The organism is Phaeodactylibacter xiamenensis (genome assembly GCF_000759025.1).
Taxonomy (GTDB): Bacteria; Bacteroidota; Bacteroidia; order Chitinophagales; family Saprospiraceae; genus Phaeodactylibacter; species Phaeodactylibacter xiamenensis.
On sequence record NZ_JPOS01000083.1, the window covers coordinates 35,614 to 61,220 of the forward strand.

General features: G+C 50.5%; 23 protein-coding genes. 13 read left to right on the plus strand and 10 right to left on the minus strand.

Annotated elements, in window-relative coordinates; all coding sequences use genetic code 11:
- Positions 1 to 433: 433 nt before the first annotated feature.
- Complete coding sequence (bshC, locus tag IX84_RS23045) at positions 434 to 2,047, minus strand: bacillithiol biosynthesis cysteine-adding enzyme BshC (protein ID WP_044226419.1); 1,614 nt, start codon at positions 2,045 to 2,047, stop codon at positions 434 to 436.
- Positions 2,048 to 2,244: 197 nt separating this feature from the next.
- Between bshC and glpK the strand changes: the two genes are divergently transcribed.
- The 3 genes from glpK to selD are packed head-to-tail and all read left to right on the plus strand — an operon-like array spanning position 2,245 to position 5,824.
- Positions 2,245 to 3,738, plus strand: coding sequence for a glycerol kinase GlpK (gene glpK, locus IX84_RS23050; RefSeq protein ID WP_044226421.1), 1,494 nt, complete (start codon positions 2,245 to 2,247; stop codon positions 3,736 to 3,738).
- Positions 3,739 to 3,744: 6 nt separating this feature from the next.
- Entirely contained in the window at positions 3,745 to 4,785 is a 1,041-nt protein-coding gene (gene mnmH / locus IX84_RS23055; RefSeq protein ID WP_044226423.1) for a tRNA 2-selenouridine(34) synthase MnmH, read from the plus strand.
- A gap of 1 nt (position 4,786) precedes the next feature.
- Positions 4,787 to 5,824 carry a selenide, water dikinase SelD gene (selD, locus tag IX84_RS23060; protein ID WP_044226425.1) on the plus strand — a complete coding sequence of 346 codons (1,038 nt, stop codon included), beginning with the start codon at positions 4,787 to 4,789 and terminating at the stop codon, positions 5,822 to 5,824.
- Here the strand turns inward: selD and lpxB are convergent.
- Genes lpxB through surE form a run of 3 tightly spaced genes read right to left on the minus strand, consistent with a single transcriptional unit; the run spans position 5,821 to position 8,036 of the window.
- Positions 5,821 to 6,960 (minus strand): lipid-A-disaccharide synthase, encoded by a 1,140-nt coding sequence (gene lpxB / locus IX84_RS23065; RefSeq protein WP_044226426.1) that lies wholly within the window; start codon positions 6,958 to 6,960, stop codon positions 5,821 to 5,823. The two genes, selD and lpxB, sit on opposite strands and share 4 nt — an antisense overlap.
- Positions 6,957 to 7,259 carry a hypothetical protein gene (locus IX84_RS23070; protein ID WP_044226427.1) on the minus strand — a complete coding sequence of 101 codons (303 nt, stop codon included), beginning with the start codon at positions 7,257 to 7,259 and terminating at the stop codon, positions 6,957 to 6,959. Before IX84_RS23070 ends, lpxB begins: the two co-directional genes overlap by 4 nt.
- Positions 7,260 to 7,262: 3 nt before the next feature.
- Complete coding sequence (surE, locus tag IX84_RS23075; RefSeq protein ID WP_044226430.1) at positions 7,263 to 8,036, minus strand: 5'/3'-nucleotidase SurE; 774 nt, start codon at positions 8,034 to 8,036, stop codon at positions 7,263 to 7,265.
- 138 nt (positions 8,037 to 8,174) lie between these two features.
- On the opposite strand from surE, the gene hemH reads away from it, so the two are divergent.
- Positions 8,175 to 9,275 carry a ferrochelatase gene (gene hemH, locus IX84_RS23080; RefSeq protein WP_238578328.1) on the plus strand — a complete coding sequence of 367 codons (1,101 nt, stop codon included), beginning with the start codon at positions 8,175 to 8,177 and terminating at the stop codon, positions 9,273 to 9,275.
- A 65-nt stretch (positions 9,276 to 9,340) separates the two neighbouring features.
- Complete coding sequence (gene ctlX / locus IX84_RS23085; protein ID WP_238578329.1) at positions 9,341 to 10,270, plus strand: citrulline utilization hydrolase CtlX; 930 nt, start codon at positions 9,341 to 9,343, stop codon at positions 10,268 to 10,270.
- 49 nt (positions 10,271 to 10,319) lie between these two features.
- On the opposite strand, the gene IX84_RS23090 is transcribed toward ctlX, so the two are convergent.
- On the minus strand, positions 10,320 to 10,640 hold the full coding sequence (locus IX84_RS23090) for a DUF3467 domain-containing protein (protein WP_044226432.1): 321 nt from the start codon (positions 10,638 to 10,640) through the stop codon (positions 10,320 to 10,322).
- A 74-nt stretch (positions 10,641 to 10,714) separates the two neighbouring features.
- Between IX84_RS23090 and IX84_RS23095 the strand changes: the two genes are divergently transcribed.
- Positions 10,715 to 11,506, plus strand: a complete 792-nt coding sequence (locus IX84_RS23095; protein WP_044226434.1) for a class I SAM-dependent methyltransferase — start codon at positions 10,715 to 10,717, stop codon at positions 11,504 to 11,506.
- A gap of 62 nt (positions 11,507 to 11,568) precedes the next feature.
- On the opposite strand, the gene IX84_RS23100 is transcribed toward IX84_RS23095, so the two are convergent.
- The 3 genes from IX84_RS23100 to IX84_RS23110 form a co-directional block, all read right to left on the minus strand.
- Positions 11,569 to 13,110: a T9SS type A sorting domain-containing protein gene (locus tag IX84_RS23100; RefSeq protein WP_044226436.1), complete on the minus strand. Its 1,542-nt coding sequence runs from the start codon at positions 13,108 to 13,110 to the stop codon at positions 11,569 to 11,571.
- Between the two features lie 63 nt (positions 13,111 to 13,173).
- Entirely contained in the window at positions 13,174 to 14,676 is a 1,503-nt protein-coding gene (locus IX84_RS23105; RefSeq protein ID WP_044226438.1) for a zinc-dependent metalloprotease, read from the minus strand.
- 161 nt (positions 14,677 to 14,837) lie between these two features.
- A complete protein-coding gene (locus IX84_RS23110) occupies positions 14,838 to 16,376 on the minus strand; it encodes a T9SS type A sorting domain-containing protein (protein WP_044226440.1) in 1,539 nt (512 codons plus the stop codon).
- 321 nt (positions 16,377 to 16,697) lie between these two features.
- Between IX84_RS23110 and mdh the strand changes: the two genes are divergently transcribed.
- From mdh to IX84_RS23145, 7 genes are all read left to right on the plus strand, one after another.
- A complete protein-coding gene (mdh, locus tag IX84_RS23115; protein WP_044226443.1) occupies positions 16,698 to 17,630 on the plus strand; it encodes a malate dehydrogenase in 933 nt (310 codons plus the stop codon).
- A gap of 240 nt (positions 17,631 to 17,870) precedes the next feature.
- On the plus strand, positions 17,871 to 18,425 hold the full coding sequence (locus IX84_RS23120) for a peroxiredoxin-like family protein (RefSeq protein WP_044226446.1): 555 nt from the start codon (positions 17,871 to 17,873) through the stop codon (positions 18,423 to 18,425).
- Positions 18,426 to 18,533: 108 nt separating this feature from the next.
- Positions 18,534 to 19,634, plus strand: a complete 1,101-nt coding sequence (locus IX84_RS23125; protein ID WP_044226448.1) for a vWA domain-containing protein — start codon at positions 18,534 to 18,536, stop codon at positions 19,632 to 19,634.
- Between the two features lie 96 nt (positions 19,635 to 19,730).
- Positions 19,731 to 20,633, plus strand: a complete 903-nt coding sequence (locus IX84_RS23130; protein ID WP_044226451.1) for a hypothetical protein — start codon at positions 19,731 to 19,733, stop codon at positions 20,631 to 20,633.
- Positions 20,634 to 20,641: 8 nt separating this feature from the next.
- The gene (locus tag IX84_RS23135) at positions 20,642 to 21,298 is read left to right on the plus strand and encodes an alpha/beta hydrolase (RefSeq protein ID WP_052516331.1); all 657 of its coding nucleotides are present in this window, start codon (positions 20,642 to 20,644) and stop codon (positions 21,296 to 21,298) included.
- A 182-nt stretch (positions 21,299 to 21,480) separates the two neighbouring features.
- Complete coding sequence (locus IX84_RS23140; RefSeq protein WP_044226457.1) at positions 21,481 to 22,635, plus strand: sensor histidine kinase; 1,155 nt, start codon at positions 21,481 to 21,483, stop codon at positions 22,633 to 22,635.
- Positions 22,632 to 23,381 (plus strand): LytR/AlgR family response regulator transcription factor, encoded by a 750-nt coding sequence (locus IX84_RS23145; RefSeq protein ID WP_044226460.1) that lies wholly within the window; start codon positions 22,632 to 22,634, stop codon positions 23,379 to 23,381. Before IX84_RS23140 ends, IX84_RS23145 begins: the two co-directional genes overlap by 4 nt.
- 4 nt (positions 23,382 to 23,385) lie before the next feature.
- Here the strand turns inward: IX84_RS23145 and IX84_RS23150 are convergent, their stop codons facing one another.
- Positions 23,386 to 24,450: a GNAT family N-acetyltransferase gene (locus IX84_RS23150; protein ID WP_044226463.1), complete on the minus strand. Its 1,065-nt coding sequence runs from the start codon at positions 24,448 to 24,450 to the stop codon at positions 23,386 to 23,388.
- Between the two features lie 59 nt (positions 24,451 to 24,509).
- The gene (locus IX84_RS31425; protein WP_052516332.1) at positions 24,510 to 25,598 is read right to left on the minus strand and encodes a GNAT family N-acetyltransferase; all 1,089 of its coding nucleotides are present in this window, start codon (positions 25,596 to 25,598) and stop codon (positions 24,510 to 24,512) included.
- Positions 25,599 to 25,607: the final 9 nt, after the last annotated feature.

The following is a 25,607-nucleotide window of genomic DNA, read 5'->3' on the forward strand; positions in this document are numbered from 1 at the left end:
TATATTTAGTTCTCCTGATGAGGAGGCTTAATAGTCTTTCAAGGTTTGGAAGTAGTTGCCGTATAGCAAGTCAGATTTTCCCAGATCCGACTTGCTATAAGTGGCAAACTAAAATCCCAAATAAAAATCCCAAATTTTGAGAGCCGATTCATTCATCGGCTTCTATCTTCGTTTGACATTACAAACATCTTAATAATTGCAAGGGATAACAAAGACAAAAACGGGCTATTGTGAAAAAAAACAAACAAAGTAAATCAAGTGAATTGCTATATAAGAAGAGATCTGTTTTAAATTTGTGAGAATAAAAGTATTTTTCAGGCGCTAATTCCAGGGCAAAAAGCTCAAAAAACTTTCATTTTTTATTTGCGGGAAACAAAAAATGCACTGCTGAACCTGTCTCAGCAGTGCATTTTTAATTCGGCCGGGGGCCGGTTTAGGCATCAATAAGCACAACGAAACGGTTGTCAAGGGGGTTGAGATGCTCCATCAGCGCTTCAAAAAAGCCCCGGCCGTATTTGAGGTAGTACATTGTGAAGTTGTCGTAGCGTTCCTGAAGCCCGTTATTGGGGAAAAGCTTGTCTTTGAGTGTGCGCATCTGATTAACCGCAGTATCATGGCGTTGCTTTTCCGCCCGCATGAGCTTACCTTCGAGCTGATTCAGGCTGTTCAACTGCCGGGCTCCTTCAGCAGCTGCGGCTTTGCGCAATGTAGGGTCTACTTCCTGAGCTTTGGCTTCTACCTGTTTGAAAACCTGCGCTAAAGCTTTTTTCTCCTCCGACAAGCTGATCTCGTTTTCGGTATTTTCTCTTACGTACGCTTTAATCAGTGCTTCAATGTCACCAAAGAGGTCCTCTACCTGAAGATCGAGTTTGTCCAGGCGTTTGCGGGTGCCCTTGTCAACGAAAAGCACTGAGTTTCGTCGGATGAGCATAGGGAAATTCAGGCCGAAAGCTTCGAATTGTTTCTTTCGCTCCAGCCAGTATGCAATCTCTCCGCCACCGCCAATGTAGGCCAGATTGGGCAGGATGTGCTCCTGATAGATAGGCCGCATGACTACATTGGGGCTGAACCGCTGTGGGTGGGCTTCGATTTCTGCCCTGAGCGCTTCAGTAGTCCAGGAAATATCCTGATTGAGCACTTTAAATGTTTCTCCTTCCTGCACAATACGCTCCCGGAAGCCTTCGCCCAGGTAGAAAAAATTAATTTCCCTGGGATACGCCTGTTCTGAAAAACCAGCAGCTTCCAGCTCTTTGACGGTGCCTTCTACGAGTAGCTTGGAAGGCTGCTCAAAAATCTCCTTATGGACAAAAGGAGTAAAAGAAGCTTTTAAGTCCGGATGGCTGGGGTCTAGTATGACGAGCCCGTACTCGCCAAGCAGGCGGTGGGTCAGGTCAAAAGCGACTTCACCGTACTTCGTTTTCCCCTCAAGGGCAGCTTTGAAGAGGTTCGTCAGTTCCTGAGCGGAAGGCGAATCGCCCATGATATCTGCAAGGGTGTCCAAAGCTTCCTGCAATCCGTCCAGTGGCATTTGTCCTACAGGTCCGGTGTGGCCGTTTTCCCAGGTTACGGTTTTGCCAAAAATATGCAGATGGTTCACTTCCTCGAAATCGTGGTCTTCCCCTCCAGTAATGAATATGGGGACGAAGTTGTAATCCGGATAGGTTTTTCCAAGCTGTTCCGCCAGATTGAGGGTGGAAATGATCTTATAAATGTAGTACAGTGGCCCTGTAAACAGGCTGGGTTGGTGGGCCGTTGTCACTGTATAGGTGTTGGCTTCGAGCAGAGCATCTATTCTGCTGCTGGTGAGCTTGCTCAGCTCCTTGCCCGCGTATTGCGCTTTGAGAGCCCGGACCAGTGTTTCCCGGCGTTCCTGGTCAAAGGCTTTGTCCCGAATGACCGATTCAAAGGCCTCCAGCGTTACCGGGTACTTATAAAAAGGTTTGAGTCTTGGGTCGGCGGTAGTATAGGCTAGATCCCGTTCAGACAGTTGCGGCACTTTATCGAAAGAAAGAAGTTCTCGGGTAAGGCCTGGCTTCGGTTTACTCATTTAATGTTTGTAGATTGGTGATTGCAGATGCTTTTTAGAAGAAAGCAAATCCGTGGGCAATAGTTGACTGACCACCTGTTTTTTTGCCAGAGAAGGGTAATGGCGAGAAAATCAAATAAGATTTCTTGCAGATATACCCACAATTTATATTTTTGGCATGCTACCCTTAATCAAATCATTATTACACCAAGATTTATATGGACCAATATATCCTTGCTCTTGACCAGGGGACTACCAGTTCCCGGGCCATTCTTTTTGATCATGAAGGCAGTATAGTTGCGACTGAGCAACAAGAGTTCACCCAGATTTATCCCAAAGCGGGCTGGGTGGAACATGACCCTAACGAAATTTGGAATACCCAGCTGAAGGTTGCGCAAGGCGTTCTTCGTAAGCAGGGTGTTTCTACCGATCGTATTGCTGGTATCGGCATTACGAATCAGAGGGAGACCGCAGTGGTTTGGGACCGCAATACCGGAGAGCCCATCCATAACGCCATTGTCTGGCAGGATCGCCGTACGGCCAAAATCTGTGACCAACTAAAGAAAGACGGGCATGAGCCCTACCTGCGCGAAAATACCGGGCTATTGGCTGATGCCTACTTTTCCGGCACCAAAGTCAAATGGATACTGGACAACGTGGAAGGGGCCAGAGCCAAGGCCGAAGCCGGGGAGCTTTGTTTTGGAACTATCGACTCCTGGCTCATCTGGAAACTCAGCGGAGGAAAGCAACATGTGACAGATTATACCAATGCTTCACGCACCTTATTATATAATATCAAAAAACTGGAATGGGACGATCACCTGCTCGACATCCTGAGCGTGCCTAAGTCCATGCTTCCGGAAGTGAAATCCTCATGCGAAGTGTACGCCGAGACCCAAGCCTACCTTTTTGGCAAACCGATCCCCATTGCCGGTATTGCAGGTGATCAGCAGGCAGCCATGTTTGGCCAGGCTTGTGTGAAGCCGGGCATGGGCAAAAACACCTACGGTACCGGCTGCTTCATGCTGATGAATACCGGGCATGAAATGGTCACTTCCAAACACGGGCTGCTGACTACGGTAGCCTGTGGACTGGACGGGAAGCCAATGTACGCGCTGGAGGGCAGTGTTTTTATTGCTGGCGCTGCCATTCAGTGGTTGCGGGACGGCTTAAAAATCATCGATGAGTCTCCGGATTCTGAATACTATGCCATGAAAGTCCCTGATACTGATGGCGTTTATGTAGTCCCTGCATTTGCAGGCCTGGGCGCTCCCTACTGGGATATGTACGCCAGGGGCGCGATTTTTGGGCTGACCCGGGGCACGGGCAAAGCCCATATCATCCGGGCAACGCTGGAATCACTGGCTTACCAAACCAAGGATGTGCTAAATGCGATGGAGAAGGATGCCGGCTTCCCTTTAAAAGCATTGCGTGTAGACGGGGGAGCAAGCGCTAACAACCTCCTCATGCAGTTCCAGTCCGATATGCTAAACGTACAGGTAGAACGGCCGAAGATTATCGAGACAACGGCTCTGGGCGCTGCCTACCTGGCCGGGCTGGCTACGGGTTACTGGAAACCGGAAGAATTGGAGCAGAAGTGGCAACTGGATATTGCCTTCCAGCCGGAGATGGCGGCTGAAGAGCGGGACCGGCGTTATGCGGGATGGCAAAAAGCCGTCAAACGCAGTATGGATTGGGAAAAAGCAGAGTAAACATAAATGGCAATAATTTATATTTCTCCGAAGGAAGCTATTGCGCAATTAAAGGACATCCCCATGTTGGATGTCCGTACGCCAGCTGAGTTCGGGGAAGCGCACATCACGGGCGCACACAATTTACCGCTCTTTTCAAACGAAGAACGGGCAGAAGTAGGCACACTCTATAAGCAGGTGAGCCCCAAAAAAGCTTTCCTGCGCGGTCTGGAGTTCGTCGGCCCAAAAATGCGGGAACTGGTAGAACAAGCTGAAGCGCTGGCTCCGGCTGGAAAGGTACAGTTGCATTGCTGGCGGGGCGGTCAGCGGAGCAGCAGTGTAGGCTGGCTGCTGGACCTTAGTGGTTTCGAAGTACAGGTCATTAAAGGAGGCTATAAAGCTTACCGGACCTGGGTGCAAGCCGAACTTGCTCAGGTGAAAGCGAATTTTCTGATCGTTGGCGGGCCTACCGGTGCCGGAAAGACGGAGGTCATTCACGCGCTGAAAACCGCAGGAGAGCAAATTATTGACCTGGAAAAACTGGCCCATCATAAGGGCTCTACCTTCGGTGCGTTGGGGGAAGCTCCTCAGCCAACTGTGCGGCAGTTTGAGAATGACTTGTGGGAAGCCTACCGGCAGCTCGACCCTGATCGCCGGATTTGGCTCGAAAATGAAAGCAGGGCTATTGGCAGGGTCTATATTCCGGAGGGCTTCTGGAAAACGATGACCGAAGCCCCGTTATTCGACCTGCAGGTGGGCCACCATGACCGGCTCAACCGGCTGGTGCAACAGTATGCGTCCTTTTCTGATGCCCAACTAACAGAAGCTTTCGGGCGTATCCGCAAACGGCTCGGCGGGCAAAATCTCAAAGCTGCCTTTGAAGCCCTGGAGAAAAAGGACTATCACAAGGCTGCTGAAATAGCCCTCGTTTATTACGATAAAGCCTATCACCACCACACTTTTGAGAAACTGGGACGGCAAACCGTTTATTCTGTACCTGTAGAAAAAGACGATCCGGCTCAAACTGCCCAAACTCTAATTGCGTTCGCAAATCAAAAACGACACTAAAATGGAATATAAGCTAACTGAATACAGCCACGGTGCAGGATGCGGGTGCAAAATCGCCCCCAAAGTCCTGGATGAAATCCTCGCGCATGCTAATGAAAAAGTACCATTCCCCGGGCTCATTGTCGGTAATGATAAACGGGACGATGCAGCAGTTTTTGATCTGGGCGATGGTACCGCCATCGTAAGCACAACGGACTTTTTCATGCCTATTGTAGACGATCCGGTTGACTTTGGGCGGATCGCTTCCGTTAATGCCATCAGCGATATTTATGCGATGGGGGCTACGCCTTTGGTCGCCATTGCCATTCTGGGGTGGCCCATAGATAAACTACCGCCCGAGGTAGCTAATCTGGTGATTGAAGGGGGACGTCAGGCTTGCCAGGAAGCAGGCATCCCGCTGGCAGGCGGGCACAGCATCGACAGCCCGGAGCCGATTTTTGGGCTCGCCGTGACCGGCCGGGTAAAAATGGACGAGCTAAAAATGAACGGAGGCGCAAAAGCAGGGGATGTGCTTTTTCTGACCAAGCCCCTGGGCGTAGGCATTCTCAGTACGGCACAAAAAAAGAAAAAGCTGAAACCAGCACACAGGACCATCGCCCGCGATAGTATGGTCCAACTCAACAAAGTGGGGGCGGTTTTTGCCCGCCTGCCGTACGTACATGCCATGACGGATGTGACGGGCTTTGGCTTACTGGGGCATTTGAGCGAAATGTGTGAAGCCAGCGGGCTGAGTGCTACGGTGAACTTCAGACAGGTCCCACTGCTCGACAAAGCGATCCTGGATTACTACCTGGGCGAGAAATGCATACCTGGCGGCACTCATCGGAACTGGAGCAGCTACGGGCACAAGATTGAGGACCTGCCCGATGAACAACGCTTTTTGCTTTGCGACCCTCAGACCAGTGGCGGCTTGCTGACAGCAGTAGCGCCCGGACATGTGAGCGACTTTAAGAAAGCTGCAAAGGCAGAAGGCTTCGATTTGGTGCCTTTGGGTGTCCTGGAAACACAGCGCGCAAAGCTGGTCCGCGTTACCGATTAACCCTCAGACTGAGCATACTGCACCATAAGCCGGGCTGCTTTGCGGGAGGCACCGCCCTGCCCAATTTGATTTTTAAGGGCGTCATAATCTGCTTTCATGGATTCCCGGCGGTCGCCACCGGCCAAAATAGCTGACAGCTCTTCCCGTATGCGTTCCGGGTTACAGTCGTCTTGTATGAGCTCTCTGACAATTTCCCGGTTAGCAATAAGGTTGACCAGAGAGATATAATCCACATTGACGACCTGCCGGGCAATGTAGTAGGAGAGGGGACTGCCCTTATAGCAGACGACCTGAGGTACCTCAAACAAGGCGGTCTCTAAAGTGGCTGTGCCAGAGGTCACCAGGGCTGCTTCCGCATGTTGCAATAAGGCATAAGTTTGGTTGTCGGTAAAGTGGACCCGCTCTGTCGCTTCTTTGGAAAGCGGCGACAGCTGTATGACCCGCTCGTAAAACGCCCGCTCCTGTGAAGGTGCGCCTGCAATTACAAACTGATAACCGGGAAAGTCCGGGACGATGGAGAGCATGACATTAAGCAGGCGCTCGATTTCCTGTTTGCGGCTGCCCGGCAGCAGAGCGATAATGGGAGCGTCATTCAGTTGGTGGACCGTAGTGAAATCCGCAGGCGCTTCGAAGGCCTCCACGACGTCCATGAGCGGATGCCCGACGAAATCAACCTCGTAATCGTACTTCGCATAAAAGTCACGCTCAAAGGGAAGGATGACAAACATACGGTCCACACTGGCCTTAATACCATGCACCCGGCTGCTGTGCCAGGCCCAAATCTGTGGGCTAATATAGTAGAACACACGTATGCCCTGTGCTTTAGCCCATTTCGCAATACGTAGGTTGAAACCCGGGTAGTCGATAAGGATCAGTACATCAGGCTGATAAGTCAGAATGTCCCGCTTACACATTTTAATGTTTCCCAGAATAGTGCGGATATTTTTTAGGACCTCCCAGAAGCCCATAAAGGCCAGGTCCCGGTAGTGCTTCACCAGTTGACCGCCCTCCGCTTCCATAAGATCGCCACCCCAGATTCTGAAATCAGCTTTCTCGTCCTCGGCTTTCAGCCCTTTCATCAGATTGCTGCCGTGCAGGTCACCTGATGCTTCACCAGCAATGATGTAGTACTTCATGAAAGGATGTATTTCCCAAAGTAAATGACCCAGGCTGCTACCAGGACGACTGTGGCAAGCACTATGCCCCGCATGGATTGAGTAGCGCGCGCTTTCATGAACTTATTCAGCGGCAGCAGGTTGAGGCAAATAGCAATTACAGCGGATGTCCGTTCCCGAAAGTAAGGGGAGAAACCGCGCTCGCTCACTACGCCGCTATTTTCCAGCATGCCATACCCAAAATAGATAAGCGCAAAGCCAAGTGCGGGCAGCAGCAACCCGATCAGCACACCATAAAAGAGGTTGTTTTTCTGGAACATGCCTTACAGTTTTTCGATTTGCTTGAGGGTCTTGATGGCCCGGTAATTGGTCAGGTCGTGCATGGATGGCACTACCGAGATATAGTTATTTTCCAGCGCCCAGATATCAGTATCATCGGCTTCGTCATCATTGGAGAAGCGGCCGGTGAGCCAGTAGTATTTTTGCCCCCGGGGGTCTTCAGCTTCCGTAAATTCTTCGATCCATCGGGCATCAGCCTGACGGCAAACCCGCAGCCCTTTGAGTTCCGATCGGGAAATAGCCGGAATATTGACGTTCAGCAGGCTGCCTTCTTCCAGGCCGTTATTCAAAACCCATTCCGCCAGGGTTTTAACAAAAGGGACACAAGGCTCGAAGTCTGCTTCGTGGGAGTAGTCGAGCAGAGAGAGCCCAATGGATGGTATGCCTTCCAGCGAGGCCTCCATCGCCGCCGAGAGCGTACCCGAATAGATGATGTTGATGGAGGCATTGGACCCATGGTTGATACCCGAAAGGCACAAATCAGGTTGCCGGTCTTTCAGCACCACATGTTTAGCCAGTTTCACGCAGTCTACCGGCGTGCCCGAGCATTCGTAGGCTTCCACATTTTCGAATACCTGTTTGTTGGGATGAAGCCGGATCGGTCCACTGATGGTAATGGCGTGCCCCATGCCCGACTGAGGGGAGTCCGGAGCGACCACCACCACATCGCCAAGTGTTTTTGCAATTTCAACCAGCGTGCGAATGCCGGGTGCGGTGATGCCGTCATCATTGGTTACCAGTATCAGAGGTCGTTTCATGGAATTTTTTTTGAGCCATACCCGTAACTTGGGGCTGGGCGGGTGAGTGGCCAAAAATACATTAACATGGCCATAAATAAAAACAAGGTTTTAAACTAAGAAAGCAAGTGAGCGTTTGAAAGGTTGACATTCCGAAAAATGAGTATTAACAGACAGAACGAAGGCATGACGAGTATTGGAAAAAAAGGCGTACTACTGGTGAATTTAGGCACACCGGATGATCCCTCGAGAGGGGCGGTGTATCGTTACCTCAAGCAGTTTCTGCTGGATCCCCGTGTCATTGACTACCCGTGGCTGCCCCGGAACCTGCTGGTGCGCGGTATTATTGCGCCTTTTCGCAGCGGCAGTTCTTCCAAGCTCTATAAAATGCTCTGGACGGAGGAGGGCTCTCCGCTCAAGTTCTATGGGGAGCGCGTCCGGGATGGCGTTCAGGAATTGCTTGGCGATGAGTATGTCGTGGAGCTCGCCATGCGCTACCAGAATCCGTCCATCGGCCATGCTATCGAAAACCTGGAGAAAGCCCTGGTCTCGGAAATAACGGTGATACCGATGTTTCCGCAATATGCCTCGGCCACCACTGGTTCTGTGCACGACGCGGTCATGCAAGAGCTTTCCACGCGGCAGATCATCCCGGATGTCAAAATGGTCAATTCTTATTACGACCGCCCCAGCATGATCAAGATATTTGCGGACAATGCCCGTCAGTTTGATCTGGACAGCTACGATCACATTATTTTTAGTTACCACGGCCTGCCACAACGGCAACTCCGCAAGGGTGATCCTACGGACAGCCACTGTACGAAAAAGGAGGACTGCTGTATGAATATTTCTCCGGTGAACCAATTCTGTTATTCTGCGCAGTGCCATGCCACTACGAAAGCCATTGTGGCAGAGCTTGGGCTAAAGCAGGAACAGTACACTACCGCTTTCCAAAGCCGTCTGGGGCCGGAAGCCTGGGCACAACCCTATACCATCAAGACCATCGAAGAGCAGGCGGAGAAAGGTGCAAAACGCCTGTTGGTGTTTAGCCCGGCTTTTGTAGCTGATTGCCTGGAGACTATCATCGAAATTGGTACCGAGTATCAGGAAGAATTTGAGGAAATGGGCGGCGAACACGTCGACCTTGTTCCCAGCCTGAATGACGATCCCAGGTGGATTCAGACCGTGGCAGACCTGGTACTGGAACAGCAAAAGACCAGCATCAGCCGCCCGGCAGCTACCGCTGCATCGGAATCGTAAAAAAGCAGGGGAGGGGCTTGGGGTGTCCCTCCCAAAACCTATCTTTGCGGCAAAAATTACAGCCCGTGAAAGAACGCCAAATTACCAGCCACCTTCTAATGGTACGCCCAGCTCATTTCGGATACAACCCGGAAACCGCCACCAATAATGCCTTTCAGAGCCTGAACCCTGACCTTACTTCGGGTCAGGTAGAGCAGCAGGCGCTTCAGGAATTCGATACTTTTGTAGCTCGCCTGCGCGATGCCGGTGTGCAAGTGCACGTGGTGGAGGACACGACCATGCCGATCAAGCCGGATGCGATTTTCCCCAACAACTGGGTCACTTTCCATCAGGATGGCACTGTAGCAACATACCCTATGCATGCGCCGACCCGCCGTAAAGAGCGGCGGGAGGATGTCATTGAGCAGCTCTCCGCTCAGTTCGAGGTCCGTGACCGGGTAAAATTTGAAGGCACGGAAGCCGAGGGCCGTTTTCTGGAAGGCACGGGGAGCCTTATCCTGGACCGTCCCAACCGCATCGCCTATGCCTGCCTGAGCCCGCGCACAGAAACAGCACTGCTGGAAACATTTTGCAACAAGATGGGCTACAAAAAAGTAGCGTTCACTGCTGTAGATGGCGATGGTAAAGCTATTTACCACACCAATGTGATGATGGCGCTGGGCGTTGACTTTGTGGTCATTTGCCTGGATGCTGTGCCTGATAAAGCAGAGCAGCAATTCCTTAAAGACCAGTTTGCCGCCACCGGAAAAGCGATTATCGAAATTTCCCTGGATCAGATGATGGCCTTTGCCGGGAATATGTTGCAGGTAGCCGGCAAAGACGGCACGCCTTACCTTGTCATGTCAGAGCAGGCTTATCAGTCGCTCAACCCTGCGCAGGTGGAATTGATTGGCCAATACACCCAGATTCTCCATAGCCCGCTGTATACGATTGAGCAGCATGGCGGCGGCAGTGCCCGCTGTATGATGGCGGAGATATTTCTGGAGGAAAAATAACTGGTAAAGGGGCGAGGCTGCTTTCGGGCAGCCTCGCCCCTTTGTCCCCTTAAGCCTGTGCTTTTGGCGTATTAAAACTCATCGGAGGGAACGGTGGCTGGCCAGACTCGTCAATGGCCCCAAATTGGGCTTCAAATTTCTGGATGTTTTCCTGCAAGGCTTTCAGCATCCGCTTAGCATGCTGTGGGGTAAGAATGACGCGCGACTTCACCTTCGCTTTTGGCACATTGGGCACAAGGCGCACAAAATCAAGAATAAATTCTGAATTGGAGTGGGAAATGATGGCCAGGTTGGAGTAAACACCTTCGGCTACTTCTTCCGGCAACTCTATATTGAGTTTATTTTGTGGGTTTTTCTTCTGGTCTGCCATGTTCTGGAACTATTTTTGTTTTCCAATAATTAGAAAGAACGGCAATATCGCAATTAATCTCATGCCCGCAAAACATGAACACCTACCTGCAGTCTAATCGTGAACTTTGGGACGGCTGGGCCGGCTTCCATCCGCAGTCAGACTTTTACAATATGGAAGCCTTCAGAAATGGCGCGTCTTCCCTGATGGAACCGGAATTGCAAGCGCTGGAGCCGGTGGCCGGCAAAAGCCTGCTTCACCTTCAGTGTCATTTCGGACAGGATACCCTGTCCTGGGCGAGGCTTGGAGCTCGGGCTACAGGCGTGGATTTTTCAGGCAAGGCGATTGCTACTGCCCGCTCGCTGGCAGAATCAATGGGCCTTGCTGCCCGTTTTGTACAATCGGATGTTTTAGTACTCGATTTGAAAGAAACCTATGACATCGTTTTTACCTCCTACGGCGTCCTTACCTGGCTCCCGGACCTCAAGCGCTGGGGGGAAGTAGTGGCACGTCACCTGAAGCCTGGGGGTATTTTCTTTGTCGCCGAGTTCCATCCGGGCCTGATGATGTTCGATTTTGATACGGGTAAATATGTCTGTAGTTATTTTGGGAGTGCAGAGCCTTCCTACGCGGAAGAAGTCGTGGGGTCTTACGCCAATCCGCAAGAAGGCACCACCCGTATGGAGTACACCTGGAGCTACAGTATCAGTGAAGTGATCAATGCACTTATGGGTCAAGGGCTGGAACTAAAGGCTTTCGAAGAGTATCCGGCATCGCCATTTGATTGCTTCCCTAACATGAGACCAAGGCCTGATGGGTGGTTTGAGTGTGAACCTCTGGTGGGAGCGCCACATCTGTTTACACTGCTGATGCAAAAGCCAGAGTAACCATAGCGCTTGAGCAGCGGCTGTGGCTTTTCTTAACATGAAAGCCATAGCTGCTGCTTAAATTATTCAACAACAATTTGCTGAACAGCCTGTCCTTCCGCTGTTTGAAAGGACAGAAAGTATAGTCCTGCTGCCAGCTGTGCGGTAGGAAACTGCAGGGTGTGCTGCCCGGCACCGTAGTTCAGGGCAGTCTCCTGAAGGGCTTGCCCAATGCTGTTGAAAAGCCTGATCCGGCCCTTAATCGGCGCATTGACTGTGAAATCGACCGTAAAAGCATTTCCTCCACGAACTGGCTGAGGGAAAACCCTGAGGGAGGCCAGCTGATCGATTGCAGACACACTGCTTACATTGGTGGTGCTAAAGGTGCCTACTTCCGAAATCGGTGCGCAATAAGAATAGGCATTGTATGGTGTGATGCGCCAGTAATAGTCGCGGTTAGCCACAAGGTCGGTTACCACAAGGGCATTACCTTCCGCAATGTACTCAGACCGGAGGCCAAAGGTGGGCAGCGGGCTGATTTGCACAATGTAATGAGTTGCATTTTCAACCGGCGTCCAGGAAAGCAGTACTTCATCGAAAGGCAGCTCCGCACCTTCTTCCGGGCTAAGAAATTCCGTAACTGTACTGGCTACGAGGCCCATGGGCGGCTCCTGAGAAATCCAATCCGGATTTTCATCGTAGAGATCGGCACGCATGGCGGCAATCTGCTCCGGTGTGAACCTGGCCTGACAGGCATCGTCAGAATAGCCCATGATCAGGCTGCCATCCGAACGGAAGCTGGCACCGGTGGGGTCTGTTTGAAGGACCGGGCTTTCCCCATTGGCGTCGCAAAACCAGCGCTGAGCCAGATAGTCCGGCGAGGTGTCGCAGAAACCATCAGCGGCAAAGCTGCAGTTGCTGCCATCCAGTAATTCTACGTAGGCGGTATCAATGATTAAGGTATCCTCAATCAGGGTATCCTGAAAAAAAGTATAGTCATAGGTGATGATCTCGGGCGCCGGGTTGTTGTAGTTGTGCGTTTGTGACCCATCGTGGCTGATACCGCCTTCCCAGCCCAGGAAAGGGTGGGGGATAGCCAGAGCATGCCCGATTTCGTGCGCCCAGGTATTGTCATTGGGCCCGGAGCAGCTTTTGCGCATGGCGATGCCTGCATAGGGGAGGTTGTAACCACAATTGCCGGCGGGATCGTTGACGAAGTAAATATTCAAGGTGCCATCAACGTTGTTGGCAAACATCATTTCCGCTCCTTCCAAAACAGTCTCATGGGAGTACCATGCCGAATTCATCAAATAATTGATCTCACCAGCCATGAAAAACTGAATGTTGGCTTCTTCAAAGCTTTCGTTGAGTTTGCAGAAGGCCGCTTTCAGCCCCGAAAGGGAAAAGAACCCATTACCGGAATCGCTCCCTACGATGTGTATGGTAAGCGGGACATACAAGGTCGTGTCATTGTCCCGCTGATAAAGCTGCGGGGCTTCCTGATAGCGCTTCAGCCAGTCAGATTTGCCCGGTGGGGTGCCACAGGGGAAGTCCCAGTTGGATTGTGCCTGTACTGCTGTAGCCAGGCCAAGAATTAAAACCAGTGCGTGTAGAATTTTTGCCATTGGTCTGCATTTTTTCGAAAGATAAACAATGGTAGGCAGTTCTCCATCCGGTAGCTGAAGTGCCTAACGGGACAGGCTTAACTTTTCCACCCATCGCCCGGCGCTTGTTGTCAGTTCCAGGAGGTAAAATCCGGGTGGCAGGCCTCTTGTTGGGACCTCTGCAGTTTGCTTTCCGGGCTGAGCCTCAAACTGCAGGGTTTGTACAATCTGCCCGCTGCTGTTGATCAGGCGGAGTTGGGCCAGTTCATTTCCGGGAATTTCGTATTCCACACTGAAGTGCCCGGTACTCAGGCTTGCTGGTTGGGGGAACGCCCGGAGCCCATATGCCGCCAATGAGGCATCTTTGCTATCCACGAAGGTGCCTACTGTGAACGCTTTGGGAGTGCTGTAGGCTGTGCAACCATCGTAACGGCCGAAGGGGCGAACTTTCCAAATGTAAGTACGGTTGGATTGCAGGTTGTTGAGCATCAGGCTGTTGGTGGATGTAGTATAGCTCCTGAAGTTGATCGTGGACCCATTGAAAGGCACATAGAGGTCGAAGTCTATAGCGTAGCCAATGGCGCCGGGCACGGCTTCCCATTCCAAAGTAACAGAACTGGTGACGTCAAAAACCGCACCTGAATCGGGAGCAAGCAGCGCCACTTCAAAGGTATCCGGAATCAAATCCGGCAGGAATGGGTTGAGGAGAAGCCCGGGGCGCTGAAACTCAATATTAGCGCGCATGGCGGCAATTTGCTCGTCTGAAAAACGATTCATGCACCGGTCGCTAGCGTAACTCATGAAGAAAGTGCCGTCAGAACGGAAGGTGGAATCGGCGGGATCTTTTTGCTGTACATTGCTCAATCCTTCAGTATTGCAAGGCCACCGGTAGCTTAAATAGTCTGGTGGCGTATCGCAGAAGCCATCGCCGGCAGTGCCACAAAAGCCACCGTCCATCCTCTCCACCCGCCGGCCATTGATGAACGCAGGGGTAGGGTCAATGGGACTGTAGTCCGTACCTTCCCAGCCCGAGAAGGTATGGGGCAGGGAAAAGAAATGGCCGAGCTCGTGCGCCCAGGTATGGCTATTGACGCCACTGCAGCCCTTGGACATCGCCACCGCATCAGCTCCGGGAGAGAAGTAGCCGCAGGCACCTCCGGGGTCTTGTACAAAGTAGCAATTGACCGTATTGGGCACGTTGTTCTCCTGCATCATTTGGAAGCCTTGCCCAAATGTATGCTGGTAGTAGGTAGAATTGCTGATATACCGGATGTCTCCGGCAATAAAGAATTGCAAATCAGCTGGCAAAAAATCTTCGTTTAAAGTGCAAAGCGCATCTGCCAGCTGCTCACCGGTAAAAAAGCCCGAGCCTTCATCATTGCCGACAAGATGAATGGTCAGTGGAATGTAGCGTAGCTCTCCTGAACGGACGGCATAATTTTCCGGATTGCGCTGATAGGATTCCAGCCATTCGCTCTTTGCGGGAGGGGTGGCGCAGAAGTCGCCTGTTGCCTGTGCAGATATTTCGGAATAGCCGGCTATTAAAACAAGCAGTAACAGGTAGAATTGGTGTCTTTTTAAATTCATCTGGCAGATTTGTTATCATATTTCTAATGTGCTGGCGCCGCAGTGACGGTGCCTGGCCCAATGATAATGCCCAATAAAACAAGTAGTTCATTGGGCATTATCGGTAAAGATAAATTTGTCATTTCTCTTTCAGAAAAAGAAGGACAGCGGAGGGCAGGAGGTTAGCGGGTGACGACCAGCCGCTTAAACTGCCGGCCTTCAGGGCTGCTGAGCCCAATGAGGTATACACCCGGGCTGAGGTTTTGGGCGGGCATTTCAAAGGTGCTGCTGCCTTGTTGTACTTTCACTTCGCCAAGCTGAGCAATTTCCTGGCCTGCCATATTATGTACAGAAAGGAATGCGGAAAAAGCCTGATTAGCCTTTAGGTTGATCAGAACGTTGGCCTGCCCGCTTACAGGGTTTGGTGCTACGTTGAATACGTCAAGCAGTTCAATGTCATCCGCAGCTACGGTGCTGCCGGTGGTAAAGGCTTCGGCATCCGAGAATTCTGTACAGGTCCGGTAAGCACTAAAGGGGCGCACCCTCCAGAAATAATTGGTATTCTCCAGAAGGCTATTGATTACTTTAGAGGTGCCATAAACCACTTCATCATAAACCGTAAGCGTGGCAGAGAAGGTAGGCAGGCGTGAAATCTGCAATACGTAAGCCTGAGCACCAGGTACGGGATCCCAAGACAAATTGACCGCGTTAAAGCCTTCCACAATCTCGCTGTTGATCGGGCCAGTAAGTACCGGCGTTTCATTAATTTCTTCCAGCACCGGGGTGTGGTTGCTCCTGATGTAAGACCGCTGAGAAGAAGCAAGGTCTGCCTGCATGAGCGAAATCTGGTCATCGGAGAAGAAGTACTCCTCCCGTGGGCAATTCAGGAAGTAGCTCATGAACAGGCGCTCTTCCGGGTCAAGCACATCACCATTGCGGTCCTTCACTTCTGTTGTGAAATTGCAGTTGGCCCAGCCGAAGCCAAAGTTATAGTTGGGCGGTGTATCACATATGAAGTCGCCCGCACTTCCGCAATTGCTGCCATCTGCCAGCTCTACCGGCGTAAAATTATCCGGAGCAGTGGTCTGATTGACGGTGGTGCCATGCGTGGCCGCATCCCATGGCTCAAAGTCCCAGCCATTGAAAGGGTGGGGCAGGCTGAAGAAGTGGCCAAACTCGTGGGTCATGGTAATTTCAGAGGTGCCCACGTCATTTTTACGGATGACCAACCAGTCTTTGAAGGGAGAATAATACCCCAGAGTGGTACCGATCCCACCTCCGCCAGTATTGGCATTAGCGGGAATGAAAACATTTATGGCGTTATTATCCCTTTCGAATTCCATAATGGTATTCTGCGTATTGGAATGGTTTTCAAATACTGCATTATTGAAGATTTCATTGAAACCATCTTTAATGTAGAATTGAATATCTGCTGGTGCGAAATCCTCGTTGAGGGCACATAGCTGGTCAAGTACTCTGGAAGGCGATACGCGGCCGGAGCCATCCGCCTGTCCGACCAGGTGGAATTTTACAGGCACATAGCTGGTGCTGCGTTCCGTGATCAGGCCGGCTTCAAGAGCGGCTTTGTTTTCGAGGAGGCGCTCGGTGAGGAGTTGTGCACCTTCGTGGTCGATCCCACAGGGGAAGTGTGTCTCCTGAGCCTGTGAAGGAAGCAGGGCAGACAATGCGACAAAAAACAGAAGGAAAAACCTTTTTAACATTTCCAAGAGATATTTTGCTGATGAAGACCTCGGTAGAAGGAGGCAAAATTTGTTTTACTCTTAATCTTTATAGAGGTAAATTTGGCACCGCAAAAGTAGCAAAAATTTAAAATATGATTTGTCTAACGTGTGCCAAATCTGCTAAAATCCAAAGCTAAAAACCGGGCAAGAGACCTGAAGAAGTGATTAAAGGCAGCCGTTGATATGACGAAAGTTACTTCGGAAGCTGAAGATAATTAATTAAGTTTGCCCCGCTGACTTTCCTGATACTAAGGATCAGCGGATACAGATAAGTCAATTAGCAAAAACCAATAAAAAGTTATGAGTAAAGTGACCGTAGTCGGCGCCGGCAATGTGGGCGCAACCTGTGCTAATGTTTTAGCCCATAAGGACCTGGTAAACGAAGTCGTCCTCCTGGATATCAAAGGCGACATGGCGCGGGGCAAAGCGCTGGACAGCTGGCAGCAGGCTCCAATTGATTACTACAGCACCCGGCTGATCGGAACGGAAGATTATGCAGCAACGGCTGATTCGGATATTGTGGTCATCACCGCCGGCATTCCTCGTAAGCCTGGCATGAGCCGCGATGATTTGATCGCCACCAACGCCAAGATTGTCAATATGGTTTCCAGCTCTATCATGGAGCACTCGAAGAACCCTATTATCATCGTGGTTTCCAATCCACTGGACGTAATGACCTACGCAGCCTACAAAGCTTCAGGTCTTGATGCTTCCCGTGTATTTGGTATGGCTGGTATCCTTGATACTGCGCGTTACCGGGCTTTCCTGTCTACAGAGCTGAATGTGTCTCCTAAAGATATTCAGGCGGTATTGATGGGCGGACACGGCGACACTATGGTGCCACTGCCCCGGTATACCACGGTTGCTGGTATCCCTGTGCTGGAACTCATCGACAAAGACAAACTGGATGCTATCGTAGAGCGTACCAAAGTTGGCGGTGGCGAACTGGTCAAGCTGATGGGCACTTCGGCCTGGTATGCTCCGGGTGCGGCAGCTGCTCAAATGGTGGAATCCATCGTGCGCGACGAGCAGCGTATATTCCCTTGCTGCGTGCGCCTCGACGGACAGTATGGCATCAATGACATGTTCCTTGGGGCACCGGTTAAGCTGGGCAAAAATGGTATTGAGCAGATCATCGAGCTGCAGCTCAATGAAGATGAAAAAGCGCTGCTAACTGAATCGGCTCAACATGTACGTTCTGTAATGGAAGTATTTGAGAAGATGGACATCTAAATTATCCCGTCCGTTAGACCCTGTCAGATGGGGCTTTCGTAACCGTGCGGGAGCCCCGTCTGCTTTATATATGGATTGTTGCTTTTTTCAGACAAATTCCATTTCCAGAGTTGTATTTTTTATTCGATATTTATCGTCGGAGATGTAATTGAAAGCAGATACCCTGAAATACATTCTTTGGCTGAGACCAAAACAATGTTCAGCTGTGGATGTTGAAGAATATTGAAAATCGAAAAATGTATGGAAACCAACCGTCCAGTTGAAGATGAGCTATTGAAGGAAATGGTGACCAATGAAGGCGCCAGCCTGATGGCGTTATCTGAAAATAAGCCGGTTTTATTGGTTTTTCTTCGGCATTTTGGCTGTACCTTCTGCCGGGAAGCTCTCGCTGATATTTCCAAAGAACGGGAGGATATTGAGGCTTCAGGCTCCGAATTGGTTTTTGTTCACATGACTGATAATGAGGTGGCCGAGCGCTACTTCAACCGCTACGGGTTGGAAGGGGTACAGCATATTAGTGACCCTGAGTGCAAGTACTACACAGAGTTTGGCCTGGTTAAAGGTAATTTTACCCAACTTTTCGGGTTGCAGTCCTGGATACGTGGATTTTCTGCCGGTGTGGTTGCAGGACATGGCATTGGCCCGCAGTTGGGCGATGGCTTTCAAATGCCCGGCGCCTTTGTTATTCAGGATGGCGAAATTAGAAATAGCTTTATCCACAAGCTGGCATCAGATCGTGTAGACTATCTCGGGTTGGTAAAATGCTGTGAAGTAGAAAACGATACGCCTGCCTGAGCCGCCTTGCATACAAAGCATAATCCTCGTCGCTCTGAACTTTTTCAGGGCGACTGTCATTTCATGTCTGTAGGTCCAAAACGGATGCCTTACCAAAAACAGAGACGTATGATAGGTTGGAAATTCTCAGAATACATTCCCGGACAGGAAGACGGGGCCTCTTTCGAGAAGCTGCTTAAGCTGTTTCAGGAGTTGCTGGTACATACCTCGGGAGATGTCAGCGAAGCGCTTTCCTGGCTCACCGAACTGGACAAGCAATATGACCTGACTGACGAGGAGTATGGTATGGCAGATTTCATACAAGACCTGATTGATAAAGGCTATATTCAGCAACAGGACCGTGACAACGCTAACTTTGTGCCTTCCGCTAAAATGGAAATTGCTCTGCGCCAAAAGGCACTGGAGGATATCTTTGGCAAACTCAAAAAGTCCAAGCGTGGCAGCCATAACACCAATTTCGGCGGTGGGGGCAACGAAACGACTTCTGACCTCCGCCCTTTTCAGTTTGGCGACCCTCTCGATCAGCTGGCGGTCTCAGAAAGCCTGCGCAATGCTCAAATCAACCACGGCATTGATGAGTTCAAACTGACCCACGACGATCTGGAAGTTAAGGAGACCTTTTATCAAAGCCAGATGAGCACGGTGCTCATGATCGATATTTCGCACTCCATGATTTTGTATGGGGAAGACCGGATTACCCCTGCCAAGAAAGTAGCCATGGCGCTTTCTGAACTTATCACCACCCGCTACCCCAAAGATACGCTTGATATCATCGTGTTTGGTAACGACGCCTGGCGTATTGAAATCAAAGACCTGCCTTACCTTGAAGTGGGCCCCTACCACACCAACACGGTAGCAGGGCTGGAACTGGCCATGGATATCCTGCGCCGCCGCAAGAATCCGAATAAGCAGATCTTTATGATTACGGATGGCAAGCCGACCTGCATCAAGAAAGGTAAACGGTACTATAAAAACAGTTTCGGGCTCGACCGGACCATTGTCAACCGGACGCTCAATCTGGCGCAGCGCTGCCGGAAAATTGATATTCCCATAACGACCTTCATGATTGCCCGCGACCCTTACCTTCAAAATTTTGTAGAGCAGTTTACTCAGGCAAATAATGGCAAAGCCTTTTACAGCAGCCTGCAGGGGCTGGGAGAGTTCATCTTTCAGGATTACAAAAACAATAAGGGCAAACGCTACCGGTAATCAATAAGCTATAGCCGTTACTGCAGGAAGGATTTTTAGGTGCTCAAAATATAGGAAGCCAACTGAACGTTATTCGGTTAGTCCAAAAACGATAGTATGATTTCCAGGCTAATCCAGTCCTTTATTTGCGCTTTCCTGACGATTTCTGCGGTACCGCTGGCGGCTCAGGCTCCCCAAGATGTTACCTACTTTGAAATGGTAGAGGACTCTCTTTCGGGGCTTGCTAAAACCCTGCTTAGGGACTCGCTTGCGGAGCATCGGTTAAAGGCAGGCACAGAAATCAAAAACCTGCTTCAGGAGGCTCTTTCCGCAGAATATGCTTTTCAATATCCCTTTTCCGGATTGCGGGGTATTTCCATTCAGTATCCTCAGGACAGTACATTCCGGATATTCACCTGGCAGCTGTATGTGAGTGAAAATGATTACCGCTACGGTGGTTTTTTGCAGCATAGCTCAGGTAGTGTCTATCCGCTGGAAGATCACTCTGCAGAGGTGCGTATGCCGGAGTATGAGGTCATGAGCCCCGACTATTGGTATGGAACGGTTTACTACAACATTAAGCAAACCGGCAAAAAAAGAGATCGCCATTACCTGCTTTTCGGGTACGATGGCTACGAGCTGTTCCGTAAGCGGAAGTTGATTGATGTGCTCGTTTTCAAGGACGGAGAGCCGAGGTTTGGCGCGCCGGTTTTTCAGCATGGTCCCGGAAAAGTAAAGCACCGCGTGGTGCGGGAGTATTCAGCTGAAGTAAGCACCCGCCTCAACTACGATGATGTGCTGGAGATGATCATGTTTGACCATCTGATCGGGCAAAACGGCCCTCATGGTGAAGGACTGACCTATTACCCGGATGGCAGCTACGAAGCCTATAAGCTTGAAAAAGACGGCAAATGGGTTCACGTGGAGAAAGTCTTCGATCAGGTATCTGAGGAAGCGCCCCGTCCATCACCTATCTTAGACAATCGCAAAAAAGATATTTTTGGGCGCGGAAATCAATAACTGCCACTTTGATTGAAGAATACCACCTTAGCGTTCAGCGCACGGCCCGCTATTTCACCTTTGGCCAATGTACAGAGCAAACGAATTGCCTGGTTATCGCCTGCCACGGCTACGGGCAGTTGGCTAAACATTTTATCAAAAAATTTGATGTTATTGCCCGTCCGGATACGCTCATAGTCGCTCCGGAGGGGCTTTCCCGTTTTTACTGGGGCGGGCTTTCCGGTAATCCGGTAGCAAGCTGGATGACAAAGGAGGACCGGCTGGCTGAAATTGCAGATTTTTCGGCTTACCTGACAAAGCTGTATATACACTTCACGGCTGATTTGCCTGACGGCGCCCAAATTATCCTGCTGGGCTTCTCTCAGGGCTGCGCCACGCAGATCCGATGGATAGCCCGTGAAAACCCCACCTTCTCCCACCTCATTCTTTGGGCAGGTAGTATTCCAGAGGATATTGACTATGGTCCTGTCCGGCATCATTTTCAAGACAAGCCCCTGCACTTCGTGTATGGCACGGAAGACCCTTTTATCACGCCGGAGCGCGTGGCAGCCCAAGAAGCTCTTGCTGCGCAATTACCAATGAATTATCAGGTACATACTTTTGAAGGAAAGCATACGGTAGAACGGGAGGCCCTGCGAGGCTTGTTTGAGCAAATCCGCCCCTAATCAAAAACAAATCCGCCAGTGGGTATTGAGCCACGCTGGCGGATTGTCGGGAATGCAAATCTGTATTTTATAACCTGTTCAGGTTTATCATTATCACTTACAATTACTAATTTGCCATTTGCTGACACCAATTTCAAATAATTGTAGCAGATAGCCCTGTTTTTGTAGCAGAGACTGGAATAATGAAAATCACACATGCCCAAGACCGGCTTTATGAAGCATTGCGCAGAGACCTGGTACAGCACCTGGTATTTGGGGCAGTGGTGCTGATTGTGGTTTTCTGCTTCTTTGCGGTGCACGCCTGGTATCAGGGTAAAGCGGAGCTCCTGGACACCTTCGGCTATCAGCGGGAAGCCTTCTGGAAAGTATTTCGGGAAGCCCTCGGGTACACGCTTATGATGGGGGTGCCGGTTTATTTCAACCTGTTCTTTGTGTATCAGGGGCGGCTGCAGGATTTTCTGACCCGTAGCATTCATGACCGGAAGTGGGTAAAGAATGGTTCCTTCTATCTTTTTTTGTTGCTGAGCCTCATCACTGCAGTGGTCTTCTCCTTTATCTACGCCCCTGTCGTGCATGCCGCTTTTGACATCATCGAGCAGCAGTGGTATGAATTGGTCATCGCTATTCTGGTTTTCATTCTTTGCACAACCGGGATTTCCTATACCAAAGAGGCTATCGAACGAAGCCGCGAACTGGAACGGAAAGAACGGCTGGATATCATCCGCCGCCGCAGGGAGGCTGAGCAGCAGCTGAACTTCATCAAGCGGCAAATCCGGCCCCATTTTTTGTTCAATACCCTGGCGAATCTCCAAATCCTCGCACGACGAAAGTCTGAGGGCTTGCCGGACCTGATCGGTGAGCTGTCGCGACTGCTGCGGCACCTGGTTTATCAAACAAACGAGCGGCTGGTACCGCTTCAGGACGAGCTGCGTTTTATCCGCAGTTACGTTGAGCTACAGCGGCTCCAACTGGGCGCACATACCGTACTGGACTACCGGGAAGAAGGGCAGGCACCCGATAACGCAAGAATTGCACCAATGATTTTGCTACTCTTTGTAGAAAACTGCTTCAAACACTACAACAGCCGAGGAGCGGGAGAAAAACTCATACAAATCCACTTTGAAATAACTGAAGGATGGCTGGAAGCCTGTATCCGAAACAGCTTCAAACCTCACGCCCGCAACGAAGGCACGGTAGATGGACAAAAGGCAAAGAGTGGAATCGGGCTTTCTGCAGCCATAGAAAACCTCGAGCTGGTCTATGGCGGGCGTTACCGGCTGGAAGTGGATAAGTCTCCGCCTTACTACACCATTAACCTGAAAATCCCTGTGCTATGAGTGCAGTTTACAGCTTTATCATTGTTGAGGATGTAGCGCTGCAGAGAGAACACCTTATTGACTTGTTGCACAGCCGGTTGGACTTACGGCTGCTTCGGGCATTTGACAATGCGGAGGACGCCTACCTTTATCTTTCCGATAGCGCAACCCTTGTCCCGGATCTCATTTTTCTGGACATTGAAATGCCTGAGGCCAGTGGGTTCAATTTTCTGGAAGCCATTCAAAAACTCCCTTCAAGCCCCAGGGTGATCATTACAACGGCCTTCGCAGAGTATGCTGTCAAAGGGTACGATTATGATTTGTCAGGTTACCTGCTTAAGCCCATCGAGGAAGAGCAACTTAATAAAGCCATTCAAAAGGCGCTGCGGAGCCTGGAACAAAAAGATGATAGCAAGCCCGTAACTAAACAAGAGGCGCATCTGCTCATCAAGAGCAAAAGCAAATGGGTCAAATTGGCGCATGAGGAAATCCTCTATCTGGAAGGCGCTAACGTAGACGTACGAATTGTAACGACTGGCGGAACTTACGTGACCCGCAACCGTATCAAGAATTTGCAACAAAAACTCCCGCGTGACCACTTTATGCGTATACACGATAGCTTTGTTGTCAATCTAAACCATATCCGAAGCTACGCCAGCAATTACACCTATCTAGAATTGCGGTCTGCGCCGGAGGAAGGTTTGAAAAAGCTGCCGGTAGGGCCTAAATACCGCGACCAATTTAAGGAAAGCCTGTCGCCGGAGTAAGCGGTTACTGTAGCTTTGCTCCCTGTAGTAAGGCCTGAAGCAGGTGTCCGGGCGTGCGGCTTTCCTCCAGCATCCGCTCTATGACCAGTAATTCTACAAAGTTAGTCCGCTTGTCGAAGGACTCGGTATAGGAATGGTTGAAATACAGTTGAAGGTCATCAAAGAGCGCTGCAACCATTAGTTTGTAGGAAGACACGGCCGGATCGTAAACGATGATGAGGAAACGACGGTTGTGCTCTCTTGGAGAGCAAAGCAGGAAAACAGGATAGTCAAAATAAGGGGCACTCCAAAAACCGAATAAATTAGCTTCAAAAAGCGGATAGTTCAGCAACTGGCTCTTGTACCCTTTATGGCTAAGAAACTGCTGCATTTCCTGAAGGCGTGTATTCATTGCACCCAAAGGGGTCTCTGTCTCGGCCAGGCCGGTGTGCGGGCGCCAGGCATGAAGGCTCAGGTCGAAGTATTCCACCTCTCCAATCCTTAATTTGTAATCAAATCGGGGATATCCGGGCACAACATAACCAGGATAGTAATAAAGTAGTTTCCGCTCCATCGAGTATTCAATCTCCCTAAGCATAGTGAAGAGACCCAGGCTATACTTTTTGTAGTCCGGGTCATAAATCCCCATAATACTTGCCGAGCTGTGATGCCCAAGGTCGAAGTAGCTCAGTGCAATGAGCTTGTCTTTATCGTAAACCCTGACTTCATACGTCCTGAAAATATTGAAATCTTCCCCATCCATTAATGCATCGCGCAGGGTAGGGGCCAGCATACCGGAGAAGGAGGCTTTGTAGCGGCGGTATAGTCTTTCTTTTTCAGGGGTAATCGCAGCCTGTCCTATTTCGGATTCGAAGTAGCGGCCTACTTTTCGGTAAACTTTCCTGAGGCTTTTCCGGAACCGGTAACCTGTCAGGGGAAGCCGGACCCAAATGGCCGAATAGTAAGACCGGCCGAAGCAGAGAAAGTGGGTCGTGAATACAGTTTGCCCCATGCGGTACCAGCCTCGGGACAGGTAGGCATCCAATTCTTCCGGCAACAGTAATTCAGGATAATGCTTCTCTGCAAACATGTTAGGCTCTTGTAGAGGCGATATTAACAATAAATACTCGAAAAAAGTGGCTGATCAGGTTATAAAAAACTGGTATTCCGTATTTCTCTTTCCAACAAGGTTACCGTGGGTTCCAGTTCGAGCTTTTCCCCGATGATTTCCATAATAGCAATCGGGTAACGGACAACGGTGGGCTTGCGCTCCATAACTTCCTGATAAGTAGGGACATGGTGCACACCGATACCGAAGAACTTGATGTCCAGTACAGCGTACTGCTGCAACTCAGGTATAAAAACGACCGCCGGGCAGTAACGGGCAGGCTCCGGGCTCGACAGCAGCAACAGGAGAGGAAATTCCAAAAAGGGTAGGGGGCGGTTGTCAAAAAAGCGGATGTCAAACAGGGCATACTCCAGCAGGTGGCTGTCGATACCTGTGTCTTGAAGCTTTGTTTTTAGCCTTTCCAATGCAGCCCGCATTCGATTTACGGGGATTTGTTCAGGCCTGACTTCGGATTCTGGTACCCATTTACGCGAATGCAACAAAAACATCTCCAGCGGCCCCACTCGCTTTTTATAGTCAAATTCCGGATAACCGGGCACCACATAACCGGGATAAAAGTACGACCGGCCTGTTTGCTGCGCGTACCGGATTTCTTCAAGCATAGTAAAAAAGCCCAGGCTGTACCGGCTCCATTCCGGGTCGTAAATCCCCTGACTGCTGTAAAGGCTTTTTTCGCCAAGGTTGAACAGGCTGAAGGCGATAAGTTGGCCCTCATGATATACCTTGACGCAGCGGGTATCAAAAGTAAACGGGCCTGTGGGCTTTTTCTGATAGGCCTCAAGGTCAGCCAGTGGGCGGTCAGGGAATGCTAACTGATACTTTTCATGGACTTCCTCCATCGCTTCATCCCAGGCAAGGGGCATACCTGAGCGCACCTCAAACTGCTCCTGCACCTTACGGTAAAGCTTCCTGAGGCTTTTGCGGAAACTGTACCCCCGCAGGCTGAGCCGGGTGGGAATAGTGGAGTAAATTCGTCCATGTGTTTCCGGAGGGAAACGCATGAAATGAGAGGTATAGATAGCCTGGCCAGTACAGCGCCAACCGGCCCGGAGGTAATCGTCGAGCTCAGCTGGAGATACGCGTTCAGGATGACGGATTCTGGAATGCATCGCGCAAAG

Coding starts and splice junctions, on each gene's coding strand:
- bshC (WP_044226419.1), bottom strand. CDS start 2,047: ATGAGTAAACCGAAGCCAGGCCTTACCCGAGAACTTCTTTCTTTCGAT.
- glpK (WP_044226421.1), top strand. CDS start 2,245: ATGGACCAATATATCCTTGCTCTTGACCAGGGGACTACCAGTTCCCGG.
- mnmH (WP_044226423.1), top strand. CDS start 3,745: ATGGCAATAATTTATATTTCTCCGAAGGAAGCTATTGCGCAATTAAAG.
- selD (WP_044226425.1), top strand. CDS start 4,787: ATGGAATATAAGCTAACTGAATACAGCCACGGTGCAGGATGCGGGTGC.
- lpxB (WP_044226426.1), bottom strand. CDS start 6,960: ATGAAGTACTACATCATTGCTGGTGAAGCATCAGGTGACCTGCACGGC.
- IX84_RS23070 (WP_044226427.1), bottom strand. CDS start 7,259: ATGTTCCAGAAAAACAACCTCTTTTATGGTGTGCTGATCGGGTTGCTG.
- surE (WP_044226430.1), bottom strand. CDS start 8,036: ATGAAACGACCTCTGATACTGGTAACCAATGATGACGGCATCACCGCA.
- hemH (WP_238578328.1), top strand. CDS start 8,175: ATGAGTATTAACAGACAGAACGAAGGCATGACGAGTATTGGAAAAAAA.
- IX84_RS23090 (WP_044226432.1), bottom strand. CDS start 10,640: ATGGCAGACCAGAAGAAAAACCCACAAAATAAACTCAATATAGAGTTG.
- IX84_RS23095 (WP_044226434.1), top strand. CDS start 10,715: ATGAACACCTACCTGCAGTCTAATCGTGAACTTTGGGACGGCTGGGCC.
- IX84_RS23100 (WP_044226436.1), bottom strand. CDS start 13,110: ATGGCAAAAATTCTACACGCACTGGTTTTAATTCTTGGCCTGGCTACA.
- IX84_RS23105 (WP_044226438.1), bottom strand. CDS start 14,676: ATGAATTTAAAAAGACACCAATTCTACCTGTTACTGCTTGTTTTAATA.
- IX84_RS23110 (WP_044226440.1), bottom strand. CDS start 16,376: ATGTTAAAAAGGTTTTTCCTTCTGTTTTTTGTCGCATTGTCTGCCCTG.
- mdh (WP_044226443.1), top strand. CDS start 16,698: ATGAGTAAAGTGACCGTAGTCGGCGCCGGCAATGTGGGCGCAACCTGT.
- IX84_RS23120 (WP_044226446.1), top strand. CDS start 17,871: ATGGAAACCAACCGTCCAGTTGAAGATGAGCTATTGAAGGAAATGGTG.
- IX84_RS23125 (WP_044226448.1), top strand. CDS start 18,534: ATGATAGGTTGGAAATTCTCAGAATACATTCCCGGACAGGAAGACGGG.
- IX84_RS23130 (WP_044226451.1), top strand. CDS start 19,731: ATGATTTCCAGGCTAATCCAGTCCTTTATTTGCGCTTTCCTGACGATT.
- IX84_RS23140 (WP_044226457.1), top strand. CDS start 21,481: ATGAAAATCACACATGCCCAAGACCGGCTTTATGAAGCATTGCGCAGA.
- IX84_RS23145 (WP_044226460.1), top strand. CDS start 22,632: ATGAGTGCAGTTTACAGCTTTATCATTGTTGAGGATGTAGCGCTGCAG.
- IX84_RS23150 (WP_044226463.1), bottom strand. CDS start 24,450: ATGTTTGCAGAGAAGCATTATCCTGAATTACTGTTGCCGGAAGAATTG.
- IX84_RS31425 (WP_052516332.1), bottom strand. CDS start 25,598: ATGCATTCCAGAATCCGTCATCCTGAACGCGTATCTCCAGCTGAGCTC.